Source organism: Ruegeria sp. YTSA168 (genome assembly GCF_059610045.1).
Genome location: NZ_JBXWMW010000001.1, coordinates 597167 through 612697, shown reverse-complemented (window position 1 = coordinate 612697; position 15531 = coordinate 597167). Strand labels below are relative to the sequence as shown.

13 protein-coding genes are annotated in these 15531 nt (G+C 58.3%); 7 read left to right on the top strand and 6 right to left on the bottom strand.

Features of this window, described 5'->3' with window-relative positions; translation table 11 throughout:
* Positions 1 to 27 precede the first annotated feature (27 nt).
* Positions 28 to 2268 (bottom strand): xanthine dehydrogenase family protein molybdopterin-binding subunit, encoded by a 2241-nt coding sequence (locus AC2FFE_RS03090; RefSeq protein ID WP_496845804.1) that lies wholly within the window; start codon positions 2266 to 2268, stop codon positions 28 to 30.
* Positions 2269 to 2271: 3 nt separating this feature from the next.
* Positions 2272 to 2736, bottom strand: coding sequence for a (2Fe-2S)-binding protein (locus tag AC2FFE_RS03085; protein WP_496819336.1), 465 nt, complete (start codon positions 2734 to 2736; stop codon positions 2272 to 2274).
* 99 nt (positions 2737 to 2835) lie between these two features.
* Between AC2FFE_RS03085 and AC2FFE_RS03080 the strand changes: the two genes are divergently transcribed.
* A complete protein-coding gene (locus AC2FFE_RS03080; RefSeq protein WP_496819335.1) occupies positions 2836 to 3414 on the top strand; it encodes a TetR/AcrR family transcriptional regulator in 579 nt (192 codons plus the stop codon).
* On the opposite strand, the gene kynU is transcribed toward AC2FFE_RS03080, so the two are convergent.
* The gene (kynU, locus tag AC2FFE_RS03075; RefSeq protein ID WP_496845893.1) at positions 3407 to 4600 is read right to left on the bottom strand and encodes a kynureninase; all 1194 of its coding nucleotides are present in this window, start codon (positions 4598 to 4600) and stop codon (positions 3407 to 3409) included. The two genes, AC2FFE_RS03080 and kynU, sit on opposite strands and share 8 nt — an antisense overlap.
* Before the next feature lie 173 nt (positions 4601 to 4773).
* On the opposite strand from kynU, the gene AC2FFE_RS03070 reads away from it, so the two are divergent.
* From AC2FFE_RS03070 to AC2FFE_RS03045, 6 genes are all read left to right on the top strand, one after another.
* On the top strand, positions 4774 to 5223 hold the full coding sequence (locus AC2FFE_RS03070; protein ID WP_496845803.1) for a methyltransferase family protein: 450 nt from the start codon (positions 4774 to 4776) through the stop codon (positions 5221 to 5223).
* A gap of 127 nt (positions 5224 to 5350) precedes the next feature.
* Positions 5351 to 6922: a Re/Si-specific NAD(P)(+) transhydrogenase subunit alpha gene (locus tag AC2FFE_RS03065; protein WP_496845802.1), complete on the top strand. Its 1572-nt coding sequence runs from the start codon at positions 5351 to 5353 to the stop codon at positions 6920 to 6922.
* 13 nt (positions 6923 to 6935) lie between these two features.
* On the top strand, positions 6936 to 8387 hold the full coding sequence (locus AC2FFE_RS03060; protein WP_496845801.1) for an NAD(P)(+) transhydrogenase (Re/Si-specific) subunit beta: 1452 nt from the start codon (positions 6936 to 6938) through the stop codon (positions 8385 to 8387).
* 157 nt (positions 8388 to 8544) lie between these two features.
* Entirely contained in the window at positions 8545 to 8901 is a 357-nt protein-coding gene (locus AC2FFE_RS03055) for a VOC family protein (protein ID WP_496819330.1), read from the top strand.
* A 108-nt stretch (positions 8902 to 9009) separates the two neighbouring features.
* Positions 9010 to 10287: a DUF3422 family protein gene (locus AC2FFE_RS03050; RefSeq protein WP_496819329.1), complete on the top strand. Its 1278-nt coding sequence runs from the start codon at positions 9010 to 9012 to the stop codon at positions 10285 to 10287.
* Between the two features lie 71 nt (positions 10288 to 10358).
* Positions 10359 to 11495 carry an MFS transporter gene (locus AC2FFE_RS03045; RefSeq protein WP_496819328.1) on the top strand — a complete coding sequence of 379 codons (1137 nt, stop codon included), beginning with the start codon at positions 10359 to 10361 and terminating at the stop codon, positions 11493 to 11495.
* Between the two features lie 6 nt (positions 11496 to 11501).
* Here AC2FFE_RS03045 and AC2FFE_RS03040 read toward each other — a convergent pair whose 3' ends face one another.
* The 3 genes from AC2FFE_RS03040 to AC2FFE_RS03030 form a co-directional block, all read right to left on the bottom strand.
* Positions 11502 to 12482: an ABC transporter permease gene (locus AC2FFE_RS03040; protein ID WP_496819327.1), complete on the bottom strand. Its 981-nt coding sequence runs from the start codon at positions 12480 to 12482 to the stop codon at positions 11502 to 11504.
* Positions 12475 to 13482, bottom strand: coding sequence for an ABC transporter permease (locus AC2FFE_RS03035; RefSeq protein WP_496819326.1), 1008 nt, complete (start codon positions 13480 to 13482; stop codon positions 12475 to 12477). Before AC2FFE_RS03035 ends, AC2FFE_RS03040 begins: the two co-directional genes overlap by 8 nt.
* A gap of 91 nt (positions 13483 to 13573) precedes the next feature.
* Positions 13574 to 15280, bottom strand: coding sequence for a peptide ABC transporter substrate-binding protein (locus tag AC2FFE_RS03030; protein ID WP_496819325.1), 1707 nt, complete (start codon positions 15278 to 15280; stop codon positions 13574 to 13576).
* Between the last annotated feature and the right edge of the window lie 251 nt (positions 15281 to 15531).

Sequence of the window (15531 nt, the reverse complement as noted above, 5' to 3'; positions counted from 1 at the left end):
AATAGTTGCCGGACCGCCTCTTTGTTATCAGATCAACAGATCGAACTGATTGATCAAGGGCAGGCTGCGCGCGCGCTCTCCTGTCAGGTCAAACAGGGCGTTGCCAAGCGCGGGCATGGATGGAGGTGTGCCGGGCTCACCCGCGCCGCCCATATGGCGGTTGGTTTCCAGCACGCGCACCTCAACCTGTGGCGCGGTGTGCATCCGGATCGCGTCATAGTCGGGGAAGTTGTACTGCTCCACCTCACCCTCGGCAAAGGTAATCTCGCCGTAGCAGGCCGCTGAGAGGCCATAGATCATGCCGCCGAACATCTGGGCTTTGACATTCTCGGGGTCCAGCGCCAGCCCCATGTCACAGGCGATCCACGCCTTGTTGATACGGATCGTGCCGTCTTCATCTGCCACTTCAATGACTTGCGCCACAGGGGTGCCGAAGCTGTAGGTGAAGGCCACACCGCGCCCGACACCGGGGGGTGTCTGGCCCGTCCAGCCCGACATGTCGCGGACCGCTTCAAGGCATCCTGCGGATGGGGCGTGCTCGCCTTGCATCAATTCCAGTCTGAATTTCAGCGGATCACGGCCTGCAGCATGGGCAAGTTCATCCATGAATGTCTCATGGAAGAACCCGTTATGGCTGTTGCCGACCGAGCGCCAGAACCCGACAGGGATATCCAGCTTGGCGATATGGCCGCTCATGCGATAGTTCGGAACGCCGTAGGGCTGGTTGAAGAATCCCTCGACCAATACCTTGTCCGGGCCTGCACCGGGCAGGCCAGTATAGCGCTGAACAGCCTGTTGTGTGCAGGATTGTGAGGCGACGGCCCCATCGATCAAAACCACTTTGCCATCTTGAACCGCACCTCGCATCCGGGCGATCGCGCCGGGGCGGTAGTAGTCATGGCGCATGTCTTCTTCACGGCTCCAAGTGGTCTGGACCGGCGTACCCGGCATCTCCATGGCGACCTTGGTGGCGATGTCACCGAAATCCAGCTCTCCACGTCGGCCAAAGCCGCCACCCAGATAGGTGGTGTGGATCTGCACGGCCTCGGTCTCCAACCCGGCCGTGTTGGCAACGCGGAACTGGATCAGGGTAGGGGCCTGATTGCCGCACCACAGTTCCAATGCGTTTCCGGTATAAAGCGCGGTGGCGTTCATCGGCTCCATCGTTGCATGGGCCAGATAGGGCAGATGATATTCAGCTTTGATCTCTGTTGCGCCTTCGGGCATGATGCTGACATCGCCATCATCGCGCATGGTCGAATTCGGCGCGTCGTCGAACGCCTTGGCGATCTCTGCAAAGACCTGATCCGTTTCGGGGGGGTAGGGGGCGTCGCCCCAATCCACATCAATGGCGTCAACCGCCTGTTGGGCAAGCCATGTGTTGTTGGCGATGACCGCAACACCAGTGCCCAGATCGACCACCTTTTCGACACCCGGCATCGAGGTTGCGGTACTGTCGTCATATCCGTTCATCGCGCCACCCAGCTTAGGGTTCATGCGCACAGCGGCGAATTTCATACCCGGCAAGCGGACATCGACGCCAAACTCTGCCGTACCCGTCGCTTTCTCCACCATATCCAGACGCGGCAGGGCCTGTCCCAGATAGCGCCATTCGGAGGGATCCCGCAGGGGAGCCTCGACCGGTTCAAGACCGGCGACATCAACGGCCAGATCGGTGTACGAGATTTTGTCGCCGTTCGGGGCGATCACATGGCCTGACGCGGTCTGCAACTCTGCCGGATCAACGCCCAGTCGGTTGGCTGCGGCGCGTTTCAGGGTTTCGCGCGCCGAGGCCCCGGCCTGACGCATGCGTTCATACCCGTCCTTCATCGAAGTAGAGCCACCGGTTACTTGTAGACTGAGGGTACGCCCCAACACACCCAAAGCCTCGCCCAGATTGTGTTGAAAATCCGAGATGTCATAGCCCTTGTTGGGCAGACCTTCGCCAATCAGGGCCGAGTTGTAATAGGCCGCAGCGGCAGGCCCGTGCAGAACGGTGATCTGATCCAGATCAACGTCCAGTTCTTCGGCAATCAGCGCGGCCCATGTGGTTTGTACACCCTGTCCCATCTCTGCGCGGGGGGCGAACAGCGTCACGCCGTTCTGGTCGATCAGAATGAACGGGTTCAGCGCGGCCTCGCCGTCGCTGGGTTTCAGCGGGTTGGCGGCCGGGCGGGTGACGTAATAGGCCCCAAAGGCCACGCCGCCGACAATAGCGGCAGAGCCGATCAGGAAGGTTCGGCGCAGGATTTTTCCAACTTTACCCATCTCTTACGCCTCCTTTAGTTTGCCAGCGGCGTCGTGAATCGCTGCGCGTATTCGGGGATAGGTACCGCAGCGGCACAGGTTCCCCTGCATCGCGTCGTCGATATCGGCATCTGAGGGCGCGGGGTTTTCGGCCAGCAAAGCTGCGGCCTGCATGATTTGCCCGGACTGGCAATAGCCGCATTGCGCCACCTGATGGTCGACCCAGGCTTGCTGGAGTGTCGACATGGCGGCAGGTGTTCCAATGCCTTCGATCGTGGTCACATCGCCCCAGACATCTGACAGGGCCACCTGACAGGACCGCACGGCCTCGCCATCGATATGCACGGTGCAGGTCCCGCAGGCAGCGACACCGCAACCGAATTTGGTGCCGGTCAGACCGACCTCATCGCGCAGCACCCAAAGCAGGGGGACATCATCAGGCAGATCGACCTGATGCGCTGTTCCGTTGATTTTAAGGGTGGTCGCCATGGCGCGCCTCTCGTTAGCTGTGGCAGTTTCTGACATAATTGTTGAAAAGTGTCAGTGTGTCAATTGACAAAATATACGAAAACTGTCAGAGCTTCTAAAATGAAGGATACGGGCGACGACACACGGCAAAAGGCCATTCTGGCTTCGGCTTTTCAGGCTTTTTCGAAATACGGATTCCGCAAGACGTCTATGGACGATATTGCGAAGGGTGCGGGTATGTCTCGGCCTGCTGTGTATCTGCACTATAAGAACAAAGAGGCAATCGTTCGCGAGCTGACCAGGCTGCACTATGCTGACAAGGCAAACGCCGTAGCCGCTGCTTTGAAGAATGCAGGATCAATCTCGCATGTACTGAACGCAGCGATTCAGGCGCAAATGGAGGGAATGACGGCGATACTGGCTTCACCCCATGGGGTCGAGATGCTGGATACGACCAAATCCATGTCGACCGATATTGTCGAACAGGGCGAGGCAGAACTGACCTTGCTGTTTGCGGAATGGCTGACCGATATGCAGGCCAAAGGGCGCGCCCGCGTGTTCGACACGCCCCACGACACCGCAAAGACGATTACGGCCAGCCTGAAAGGGATCAAGCTGACCGCCTCCAGCGCCGAAGAGTTCGAACAGCGCACCCGGCAGCTGGCTGCGATGATCGGCGCTGGGCTTGAGGTCAGGTGACCTGCTGGCGGATTTTGTATTCGGGCCGATCCCACTGTCGGTTGCCCATGATATCGGCCATAATATCAACTGCTTGTTCCACATCTGTTTCGTCGATGTAAAGCGGTGTGAAGCCAAAGCGCATGATGTCTGGTGCCCGGAAATCCCCGACCACGCCGCGCGCGATTAGGGCCTGCATCGCGGCATATCCTTCGGCAAAGTGGAATGAGACCTGACTGCCACGCTGCATCGGGTCGCGCGGGCTGGCAAGTGTCAGGTCAGGGCAGGTGGCCTCGACCCGTTGAATGAACAGCTCGGTCAATTCGATGGATTTTGCGCGCACATCGGCCATATCGGCCATATCCCAAACATCCATCGCCACCGAAAGTGAGGCCATCTGAATGACAGGAGGGGTTCCGACCCGCATGCGCTCGATCCCCGCGCCAGGGCGATAGTCGAGATCAAAGGCAAAGGGGGCCTCGTGTCCCAGCCAACCCGACAGCGCTGGGCGCACCCAGTCCATCAAGTGAGGGGCCACATAGATAAAGGCCGGAGCACCGGGCCCGCCATTAAGGTATTTGTAGGTGCATCCCACCGCAAAATCAGCACTGCAGCCCGACAGGTCAACTGGAATCGCCCCAGCCGAATGCGCCAGATCCCAAACGGTCACCACGCCCAAGGAGTGGGCCAATTCAGTCAGGGCTTTCATGTCATGCAGGCGCCCGGTCCGGTAATCCACCTCGGTCAGCATCAGAACGGCGACGTCATCCGTCAGAGCCTCCGCCACTTGTTCAGGGTCGACCACACGCAACTCATAGTCATCGCCGAGTGACCGCAAAAGCCCATCAACCATATAAAGATCGGTGGGGAAGTTGCCATTGTCTGACAGCACAACTTTGCGATCCGGGTTTAACTCCAAAGCGGATGCAACCGCCTGATAGACTTTGATCGACAACGTGTCGCCCACGACAACACTGCCGGGTTCTGCTCCGATCAGTTTGCCGATCCGGTCACCCAATGCCACGGGCATGCCCATCCAACCGGCCTTGTTCCAGCCGGTGATCAGCATTTGCCCCCATTCATCGGTCATCATCTTGCGCACGCGATCTGCCGCAACCTTTGGAACCGGGCCCAGAGAGTTACCGTCGAGGTAGATCATCCCCTCGGGCAAAGTGAACATGTCTTTGGTCGTCGCAAAATCAGTCATGGCGGCCCGTTTTTTTGTGTCTTTGGGTAGCATTGCCCCTAGGGCGTAAAACATCCCATCTCTGCTGTCCATCGATGCGACAACTGGGGTTTTGCTATTTCGGTCTCAAAGCGGTAGGACAGCGCCCAGAAACGACACGTGCCCTTACGTGACGTCAGCCCTGAGGATCGACGATGCGCTGGATCGACCTTCCCCCTGTCTGGCTATTGGGCTTTGCCCTTCTTGCCTGGTTGCAGTCGAGGTATTTGGGATTTGGCCTGTCCCTTGAGGGCGGGCTGACCGATCTGCTTAGCGGTTTGCTGATCGGGGGTGGCATTCTTCTGGCTGTATTGGCCGTTGCCGAATTCCGGCGCCACAAGACAACAGTCATTCCGCATGAAATACCCAGTGCAATCGTGCAATCCGGTATCTACAAACGCAGCCGGAACCCGATCTATCTGGGGGATGTTTTGATCCTGGCGGGTCTGGTGCTGCGCTTTGACGCTGTTCTGTCACTGGTTCTGGTGCCGATCTTCGTCTGGGTGCTTGAACGTCGTTTCATCCTGCCCGAGGAGGACCGCATGCGCCGCACCTTCCGCGCCGATTTCGCCCGCTATGAACAAAAGACAAGACGGTGGGTGTAGCCAGATCAACTGAATGACACAACGTAATGGATGCTGCGCTTGCGAAATAAAATTGCGCAAGATACATCTTTTCTTAACAATCCATACCCGAGGACCTGACCGGCCTTAGAACCAAGGGGGACTGCCAGTGAAAATAGGCACACCGAAAGAAATACTGGATGGCGAGAACCGAGTGGCAATGACGCCAGACTCGGCCGTACAGCTGCAGAAACTGGGCTATGAGTGCCTGATCGAAAAAGGAGCTGGGGCGGCCGCCGGGTTTTCGGATGCGGCATATGAGGCTGCGGGTGTTGAGATCGTAAAAACCGCGGCAGCGCTTTGGAAAGCGGCGGATATTATCGCCAAAGTGCGCATCCCGACCGAGACCGAGCTGAAGCGTTTGAGCAAGGGCAAGACGCTGATCTCTTTCTTCAATCCGGCGGGTAACGAAGAAGGGATGGAGCTGGCCAAGTCCAAAGGCGCGAACGTCATTGCGATGGAGATGGTGCCGCGTATTTCCCGCGCGCAGAAGATGGACGCGTTGTCCTCGATGGCCAATATCGCCGGTTACCGTGCGGTGATCGAGGCGGGTAACAACTTTGGCCGGTTCTTCACCGGTCAGGTAACGGCGGCCGGTAAGGTGCCGCCTGCCAAGGTTTTGATCGTGGGGGCTGGTGTTGCCGGTCTGGCGGCGATTGGTACGTCCACGTCGCTGGGTGCGATCACCTATGCGTTCGACGTACGCCCCGAAGTGGCCGAACAGGTCGAATCCATGGGCGCCGAGTTCGTCTATCTGGATTTCGAAGAAGAACAGCAGGATGGTGCGGCCACCGGTGGCTATGCTTCGGTCCAGTCGGAAGAGTTCCGCAACGCGCAGCTGGCCAAGTTCCGTGAACTGGCGCCCGAGGTGGACATCGTCATCACTACCGCGCTGATCCCGAACCGCGAAGCGCCCGAGCTTTGGACCAAGGATATGGTCGAAGCGATGAAGCCGGGCTCTGTCATCGTAGATTTGGCAGCGGAGAAGGGCGGCAACTGCAAGCTGACCGTGCCGGATGAGAAGATCGTGACCGACAATGGCGTGACCATCATCGGCTATACGGATTTCCCCAGCCGGATGGCGGCGCAATCCTCTTCGCTGTACGCGACAAACATCCGTCACATGATGACTGACCTGACGCCGGAAAAGGACGGTCAGATCAATCACGACATGGAAGATGACGTGATCCGCGGCGCAACCGTGACCCATGAGGGTGAGATCACCTTCCCGCCGCCACCGCCCAAGGTGCAGGCGATTGCGGCGCAGAAAAAGCCCGAGGTCAAAGAACTGACCCCGGAAGAGAAAAAGGCGCAGGAAATCGCAGCCTTCAAGGCGCAGACCAAGCAGCAGTTCACCCTGCTTGGTATTGGCGGCGCGCTGATGCTGCTGGTGGGGCTGATCGCTCCGGCCAGCTTCATGCAGCACTTCATCGTCTTTGTGCTGGCGATCTTTGTGGGCTTTCAGGTGATCTGGGGTGTTGCGCATTCGCTGCATACGCCGCTGATGGCGATCACCAATGCGATCTCGTCGATCATTATCGTTGGGGCCTTGATGCAGATTGGGTCCGGGTCGTTCCTGGTTATTCTGCTGGCCGCGCTGTCCGTCTTTATGGCCGGGATCAACATCTTCGGCGGCTTCCTCGTAACCCGGCGCATGCTCGCCATGTTCCAGAAATCCTAAGGAGGTCGGGCATATGATTGGCTTCACTTCTGCCGCTTACGTTGTTGCGGCTGTCCTTTTCATCCTTTCGCTCGGCGGTCTGTCGAACCAGGAAAGCGCCAAGCGCGCGGTCTGGTATGGCATCGTCGGTATGGCGCTGGCGGTCTTTGCCACGCTGGTTGGCCCCGGTTCGGGCCTGTGGCTGCTGTCGCTGCTGCTTATTGCGGGCGGTGGCCTGATCGGTCAGTACGTCGCACAACGCGTCCAGATGACCGAAATGCCGCAACTGGTGGCTGCGATGCACTCGCTGGTCGGTCTTGCGGCTGTGTTCGTGGGTTTCAACGCGCATTTTGAAATTCAGAATGTGGCGCAGGTCTTTGCGATCGTGGATTCCGCGAAAGATGCGGATTTGTCCGATCTGGGCGCGTTCGCCAAGCTGATCGCCAAGAAAACCCCTGCGGAACTGGGCATCCTGCATGTTGAACTTTTCCTGGGCATCTTCATCGGCGCGATCACCTTTACCGGTTCGGTCGTCGCTTATGGCAAGCTGGCGGGCAAAGTCACCTCTGCAGCGACAAAGCTGCCCGGTGGTCATGCGCTCAACGCGGTAGCGGCGGGGCTCTCACTGATCTGTCTGATCTGGTACACCTCGACCGGGGGGCTGTTCCCGCTGTTCCTGATGACACTGGCGGCGCTGTTCATCGGCTATCACCTAATCATGGGGATCGGTGGTGCAGACATGCCTGTGGTTGTGTCGATGCTGAACTCGTATTCGGGTTGGGCGGCAGCCGCGATTGGCTTCAGCCTCGGAAACGACCTGCTGATTGTGGTCGGCGCGCTGGTGGGCTCGTCCGGTGCGATCCTGTCCTACATCATGTGCAAGGCGATGAACCGGCATTTTGTCAGCGTCATCCTGGGCGGCTTCGGTGGTCCGCAGGGGGAGCAGATGGCTGTCGAAGGCGAACAGATCGCAATTGAGGCTGACGGTGTGGCCGCCGCGCTGAACGATGCGGACAGCATTGTCATTATCCCGGGCTATGGCATGGCTGTTGCGCAGGCACAGCAGTCAGTGTCCGAGCTGGTCCGCAAGCTGCGTGCCAAAGGCAAAGAGGTACGTTTTGCGATCCACCCGGTTGCCGGTCGTTTGCCGGGTCATATGAACGTGCTGCTGGCCGAAGCCAAAGTGCCGTATGATATCGTTCTGGAAATGGACGAGATCAACGATGACTTCCCCGAGACGGATGTGGCCATCGTGATCGGCTCGAACGACATCGTGAACCCGGCCGCGCAGGAAGATCCCAACAGCCCCATCGCCGGAATGCCGGTTTTGGAGTGCTGGAAGGCCAAGCAGGTGTTTGTGTCCAAGCGCGGTCAAGGCACTGGGTATTCGGGCATCGAGAACCCGCTGTTCTTCAAAGAGAACACGCGCATGTTCTATGGCGACGCCAAGCAGTCATTGGATAAGCTGCTGCCGATGATCGACTGATCATCTCATGTAAGAAAATTGCAAAGGGCGCCTTTGGGCGCCCTTTTCTTTGTTGCTGTGCAGGAGGCTTTGCCTCCTGACCTCCAAGATATTTGTGGCCAGGTGAAGCGGGTGGACCGTGCTATTCTGAACCAGAACTTGGTAGCAGGAGGTGGTCATGCAAAAAGTAAATGGAATAGGCGGGGTGTTCTTTCGGGCCCGTGACCCCGAGGCGTTGCGGGGCTGGTATGAAAGGCATCTTGGCGTAAATCACTATGACCCGGTGCCTTGGAAGCAGCGCGAGGGGTACACTGTCTTTGCTCCTTTCGCGCAGGATACAGACTATTTTGGCCGGGCCGAGCAGCAGTGGATGATCAATTTCCGCGTTGATGATCTGGCAGCGATGACCGCACAGCTTGAGGCCGCGGGGATCAAGGTTGAGACCCATCCTGACTGGGACAGCGAGGTTGGCAAGTTCGCTCGCATTCATGACCCGGAAGGCAATCCGATCGAGCTGTGGCAGCCAAATCAATGAGATAGCGGGTTTGTATACCGTTGCATTCCTGTAAGTATATGAAATAAAAAGAGAATTGATGTATTTCAGCTGTGTCGTATAGTGCCCCGGATAAGACGGAGCCACAAAATGACGCCGATTGATGATCATCCCTTGCGCTATGCGCTGGCCAATGAGCTGCACGCAAGGCCCTTTCCAAGCGCCGAAGTGCCTTGCACGGTTGCATTTCTGGCCATCAAGAAACCGGCGGCGGCGGTCGACGGGGACCGGCAGTCGGATATCGCGCATCTGACCGATCTTTTGACGCGCTATGGTGCGTCCCACCCTCAGCCAGATGCCACGCATTACGCGGGGCAGATAGGGCGCCATTGGTTGAAATGGGAACAGCATACCGAGTTTGTGACCTATACTGCGATTTCTCAGAATGTGAGTGCCCGGGCCTTTGACCCGGCTGACTTTGAGGTGTTCCCGGCGGATTGGGTCATGGCCAGCCCGGGCAAGAGGATCACATCGATCTTGATGCGTGTGGTGCGCCGACCAGATCAAGAGGCAGTTCGTGCCGTCTTGCCCGACTGGTTCGAACCTGAAAGCCTGGCGGTCTCTCGCGTTCTGGATGATGCCGCGATCTGTGCCAGCGATTTCCGTATCGATCCCGCAGGCCATATGCGATTTGCTGTGTTTGTCACCGAAGGCACCGGTCAGCGCCGGATCGGGCGTATTATTCAACGCTTGTGCGAGATCGAGACGTATAAGGCGATGTCCATGTTGGGTTTTGCTAGGGTCAAAAGCCTGACCCCACGCATTGGTGAACTAGACCAGAAACTGACCGCATTGATGGGAGAGATGACGGATGGCGAGAACCATCCTGACGACCTGTTACCTGATCTACTGCGCATCTCGACTGAGTTGGAAACCTTGTCTGCGCGCTGCGCCTTTCGCTTTGGAGCGACGGGGGCCTATGAGGCCATTGTCAATCAGCGCATCGCCGTCTTGCGGGAAGAACGGTTCATGGGCCGTCAGAGCTTTGCCGATTTCATGATGCGCCGTTACGACCCGGCCATGCGCACCGTGAAATCGACAGAAAAACGCCTGCAAACCCTGTCAGACAGGGCCATCCGCGCCGGTGATTTGCTGCGTACAAGGGTGGATGTGGAACGCAGCGCGCAGAACCAGGCTTTGTTGGAAAGCATGGACAAGCGCGCAGATTTGGCCTTGCGCCTGCAGCACACGGTCGAGGGGCTTTCGGTTGTGGCCATCAGCTACTATGCTGTGTCGCTGGTCAGCTACGTGCTGTATCCGCTCACGTCGACCGGGCTGAGCAAGGGTACATTGACCGCCTTGATCACGCTGCCGGTTATTTTATTGGTCTGGGCTGCCGTCCACAGAATTCGCAAGCGGTTGGAATGACGTGACTTGCACAGCGGGGCAAGCTTTGTACTAGTGACCGGCAACGATAGTCACACAATCGGAGCATCCCTGTGATCAGTGTCGTTTCAGCATGGCGGGCTGTGACCGCGATGTTCATACTCAACGGCGCATTGTTCGGTATCTGGGCTTCGCGTATTCCGGCGGTTCGGGATCATCTGCAGCTGAGCCATGAGGCGTTGGGCTATGGCCTGCTGTTCATGGCAGCAGGCGCGGTGTGCTCCTTTCCTATCACCGGGCGACTGACCGACCGGTTTGGCGCCGTTGCAATCACTCGGGTGATTGCGGTTCTCTATACCGGGTCGCTTGTGCTGTTGGGGCTGGCGGACAGTTTCACCCTGTTGGCTGTCTTTCTGTTTATCTTCGGGGCGTTTCACGGGTCGATGGATGTGGCCATGAATGCCTGGGCTGCCGAAGTTGAAAGCGCTTATGAGAAACCACTTATGTCCTCATTCCACGCGATGTGGAGCCTTGGGGCAGGCTTGGGGGCGATCAGCGGGTATGCGGCTGTACAACTTCAGATGAGCGTGTTGCAGCATTTCCTGTCGGCGGGCGGTTTGGTCGTTGTGTTGGCTCTGGCGTTGTCCTGGGTGCAATGGACGTCTCGCCGGTCGGTGCAGTCGCAGGGATCAGTTTTTGCGTTCCCGTCCGGTGTGCTGATCCTGGTAGGGTTCACGGCTCTGTGCGGTGCGCTGGGCGAAGGGGCCGTCGCGGATTGGAGTGCGATTTTCCTGCGTGACGTCACTGGCGCTGCGGAAAGCGTTGCGACCTTAGGCTACGCCGTGTTCTCGGTCGCGATGGTCGTATGTCGTCTTGCGGGGGGGCTGGTGATTGCGTTGGTCGGGCCGGTTGCTGCGGCACGGGGTGGCGGGATGTTTGCCGCTATGGGCGTGTTTTGTGTTGTCTCGGCGGGCACTGCTTCGCTCGCGTTGGTGGGGTTTATGCTGATGGGCGTAGGGTATGCTGTGATTATGCCATTGGCGTTCAGCCGGGCCGCGAATGATCCGCAGATACCGCCGGGGCAGGCCATCGCTAGCGTGGCAACGCTTGGGTATGGCGGTTTGCTGATCGGCCCGCCTTTGATTGGGTTTTTGGCAGAGTTGTTGACGTTGAGAATGGCCTTTGGTGTCTTGCTGCCGCTTGCCGTTCTGATCGTCGTGTGCGCCGGCGCGCTTAGGCGCGCCGACTGAGTTTGCTTAACGTCCGCGAATTCGCGGATCCAGCGCGTCGCGCAGACCATCACCCAGATAGTTTACGCTCAGAACGGTCAGCGAAATCGCCAGGCCGGGCCAGAACACGCGCTCGGGGTATTGCTGAAGATAGTCAACGCCATCAAACAGCAAGCGGCCCCAGGTCGGGAAGTCAGGCGGGAAGCCCAACCCCAGGAAGGACAGCGCGCTTTCGGTGATGATCGCTGTGGCAATCCCCAATGTCGCCGACACCATGATCGGAGACAGCACGTTCGGCAGGATGTGCCGCGTGATAATCTGGGTGTTGCTGGTGCCGATAGAGCGCGCGGCCAGAACAAACTCGCGCTCCTTGATCGCCAGCACGTCGCCCCGCACGATCCGGGCTGTCGGCATCCACGAGGTGATGCCGATGGCGCAGACGATCAGGATGAAGATCCCGCGTTCCAGCCCGAACGCAGCAGACAGAGGCTCGCGGAACAGCAGCATCATGACCAGCAGCAAAGGCAGCAGAGGCAGGGCCAGGAACAGATCGGTCAGGCGCATCAGCGGCCCGTCCAACCGTCTGAAGAACCCGGCGACCACGCCTATGAACGAACCCAGGAACAGTGCCAGCAGCATCGCGGTGATGCCCACCGAGACCGAGGTCTGCCCGCCGGACATCATCCGCGCCAGGATATCACGACCTAGTTGGTCGGTCCCGAAAGGATGCGCCCAGCTTGGGCCCTGATTGCGCGACCGGATGTCGATCTGGGTTGGATCGATGCTCCAAAGGAACGGCCCCAGATAGACGCCAGCGACGATGAAGATGAACAGGATCGCTCCGATCATCGCGCCTTTGTGGGTCTTGAACTGATCCCACACATCGCGCCACTGGCTGCGGGGCGGGGTGGTCAGATCGTCCATCACACCTGCGGTGGGCAGCGCTGTCGAGGCGGGGGCCAGTCCTTCGTCGGGGACCAGCGTGTCTGATTTGTCAGTATCAGTCATAGCGAATCCTCGGATCCAGAATGCCGTAGAGCACGTCTGCAATCAGGTTGAACAGCACGATCAGCACGGCAAAGATGAAGGTCAGGGTTTGAACCATCGGCAGGTCATTGGCCTGAATGGCTCCGATCAGCAACTGGCCGATGCCATTCACCTTGAAGACCTGCTCGGTGATGATGGCGCCGCCGAAAATGGCGGGGATACCCAGCGCGATCACGGTGACCACTGGGATCATCGAGTTACGCAGGACGTGGACCATCACGACCGTGTATTCGCTTAGGCCCTTGGCACGGGCGGTGCGGACGTAATCCTGATTGAGGTTGTCCAGCATCGAGGCGCGCATGAATCGGCTCAGCTGTGCTGTAATCTGAAGCGCCAGAACCATGACGGGCATGATCATCTGCTTTAGTTGCAGCATAAAGCTTTCCCAGCTGTTCACCACAAGCGTGGTGTCATAAATCGACGGGAACCAGCCCAGTTGGACCGAAAAGATCACGATTACCAGTACGCCTGAGAAGAACGGCGGAACCGAAAAGCCAACCATCGACACAAAAGTGCCCATCTGGTCGAACCAGGAATACTGGCGATAGGCCGAATAGATGCCAATGGGCAGGGCGATCAGGATGGCGACGACATATGCAGTGCCAACAACCCACAGGGTCTGCGGAATACGCTGAACGACGATGTCCATGACGGGCGAGCGGGTCTGCCACGAAATCACACGCAGGTCACCTTCGGAAAACGTGGTGCCAAACATCGCATCGATCAGAACCTGCGGCTCGATCCAGAAGAACTGCACGATCCATTTCCAGAACCGGATATGCATCGGTTGGCCAAGGCCAAGCGCTTCGCGCATCTTCTCTTTGACTTCGGGCGGAACGGTGAGCGGGACCTGCGCCATCGGGTCGCCAGGTGCGAGTTCGAGGAGCAGGAATATGACGAGGCTGATGAACAGCAGCGTAGGCACCGCCAATATCAGTCGTCTGATGGTAAAATTGAGCATTAAGAGGCGCCTTTATATGCGTCTTCTTGTTGGGGTGGTGTGCAAAGGACCGCGCCCCGAAGATCGGGGCGCGGCTTTGCAAGGCTAACGCTTAGGAACCGGTCTTGCGGTACCAGTCAGCGATATTCCAAAGTTCGCTGTCCCAAACGTTCAGGACAACGCCACCCAGGGTGTTTGCGTGTGCCGAAAGGCGACCACGGTGCACCAGCGGGATCATACCGCCGTTTTCAACCATGATGTCGTTCAGCTGTTTCGCGATCTCGGCACGCTGTTCCAGACCGGCGGTTTCGGCCAGCTGTGCGTGCAGCTTATCGAACTCTTCGTTGCAGAAGCGGCTGATGTTCTCACCCTGCCACTGCGTGTCGGGACGAGGTGCTTTGTCGCACAGACCGTTGCCCAGATAGGACTGAGGGTCAGTGCCGTTGAAGGTGTTGGCGTACATCTCAACGTCGGCATAGAACTTCTGGAATGTGTCGGGCGAGCCCGGATCACCACCGAAGAAGACCGACGCGTTGATGTTGCGCAGTTCGGTTTCGATACCGATCTGGCTCCACCATTCCTTGATCAGCGCCTGGAAATCCTGACGGACGGCGTTGGTAGACGTCTGATAAACGACTTTCAGCGGAACACCGTCTTTTTCACGGACGCCGTCGCCATTGGTGTCAACGATGCCTGCCTCGTCCAGCAGAGCGTTTGCACCAGCGATATCCTGCGTATCGCAGGTCATCGAGGTCGAGTTGAACGCTGCCGGGGCCGGAACCCAGTTACAGGTCACTTTACCTGCCTGACCATAACCGATCTCAACCAATAGCGGGCGGTCGATGGCCATGGACATGGCTTTGTAAACGGCCGGGTCCTGAAGGAACGGGTGCGGATGCGTTGCGGTCGACCGCTCGCCTTCCGGCAGGTCGGGCGATGGGTTGGTCTGGTTCAGCATGATACGCTCGACCAGCGGGCCGAAGCCCGCAACCGGGGTACCTTTGCCGCCTTCTTGCATTTGCGCGATCACTTCGGGCGCCAGTTGCAGGTTCCAGGCATAGTCGAATTCGCCGGTTTCCATTACTGCACGACCAGCCGCCGTTGCATCGCCGCCACCTTTGAAGGTGACTGTCGCAAAGGCAGGTTTCGCCGGATCACGATAGTTGTCGTTCGCCTTGAAGGTGATCACGTCATTCGGCTTGAATTCGGTGACAACAAACGGGCCGGTACCGATGGGGTTAAAGTTCTGTTCGGTGCATTCGGGGGCCTTCGCGCCCATGCAATCCGCGAACTGAGCAGCCTGAATGATCGGGCTTTCACCACCCACAAACGGGCCATAGGGGAAGGGGGTTGGTTTGTCGAAGGTCACTTTGACGGTCAGGTCATCCACGGCTTCGACATTGGTGACGCCTTCAAACTTGGTGACCTGCGCACAGCCGCCTTCGGGGTCCATGCAATAATTCGCGGTAAAGACCACATCTGCGGAGGTAAACGCCGAGCCGTCCGACCAGGTGATTCCCGGCGCGATCTTCCATGTGATCGACGTAAGGTCCTCGCTGACGCCACCGTTTTCAACAGTCGGAATCTCAGAGGCCAGATAAGGCACCATGTTGCCGTCCTGGTCGTAGCGCGCGAGCGGTTCGATCACCAGCGAGGCGGATTCAACGTCCTTGGTGCCACCCGACAGGAAGGGGTTCAAGATCGACGGAGCCTGCCAATAAATGATGCTGACATTGCCGTCCGATCCACGCTCGGCCAAGGCCATCGGGGCCATCGCCGTGCTTGCGATCGCACCGAGCAAAAGGGTTTTGATCTTCATAATAAACTCCCGAAAAGGACACTTCCGTGTCTCGATTATCTCCGCAAGGCCTGCGGATTTGGCGTTGCCGCTTTGGGTAAGGGTCTGAATTATTGCCGCAAAATCTGCTAAGACCCACGGAATCCATGATCTCCCCATCACGGTTACGCGAGGTATCGAAACAGAACTCTGGAAAAAAGCAAGGGTTGCCGTTGGGAAAAATGGCAACGGGTTTGACTTTTCCTGCCTTGCCGCCTTAGCGTCAGGCATCC

What these genes read in the sequence shown, in the direction of transcription:
- AC2FFE_RS03090 (WP_496845804.1), bottom strand. Translation starts at nt 2,268, where the DNA reads ATGGGTAAAGTTGGAAAAATCCTGCGCCGAACCTTCCTGATCGGCTCT.
- AC2FFE_RS03085 (WP_496819336.1), bottom strand. Translation starts at nt 2,736, where the DNA reads ATGGCGACCACCCTTAAAATCAACGGAACAGCGCATCAGGTCGATCTG.
- AC2FFE_RS03080 (WP_496819335.1), top strand. Translation starts at nt 2,836, where the DNA reads ATGAAGGATACGGGCGACGACACACGGCAAAAGGCCATTCTGGCTTCG.
- kynU (WP_496845893.1), bottom strand. Translation starts at nt 4,600, where the DNA reads ATGACTGATTTTGCGACGACCAAAGACATGTTCACTTTGCCCGAGGGG.
- AC2FFE_RS03070 (WP_496845803.1), top strand. Translation starts at nt 4,774, where the DNA reads ATGCGCTGGATCGACCTTCCCCCTGTCTGGCTATTGGGCTTTGCCCTT.
- AC2FFE_RS03060 (WP_496845801.1), top strand. Translation starts at nt 6,936, where the DNA reads ATGATTGGCTTCACTTCTGCCGCTTACGTTGTTGCGGCTGTCCTTTTC.
- AC2FFE_RS03055 (WP_496819330.1), top strand. Translation starts at nt 8,545, where the DNA reads ATGCAAAAAGTAAATGGAATAGGCGGGGTGTTCTTTCGGGCCCGTGAC.
- AC2FFE_RS03050 (WP_496819329.1), top strand. Translation starts at nt 9,010, where the DNA reads ATGACGCCGATTGATGATCATCCCTTGCGCTATGCGCTGGCCAATGAG.
- AC2FFE_RS03040 (WP_496819327.1), bottom strand. Translation starts at nt 12,482, where the DNA reads ATGACTGATACTGACAAATCAGACACGCTGGTCCCCGACGAAGGACTG.
- AC2FFE_RS03035 (WP_496819326.1), bottom strand. Translation starts at nt 13,482, where the DNA reads ATGCTCAATTTTACCATCAGACGACTGATATTGGCGGTGCCTACGCTG.
- AC2FFE_RS03030 (WP_496819325.1), bottom strand. Translation starts at nt 15,280, where the DNA reads ATGAAGATCAAAACCCTTTTGCTCGGTGCGATCGCAAGCACGGCGATG.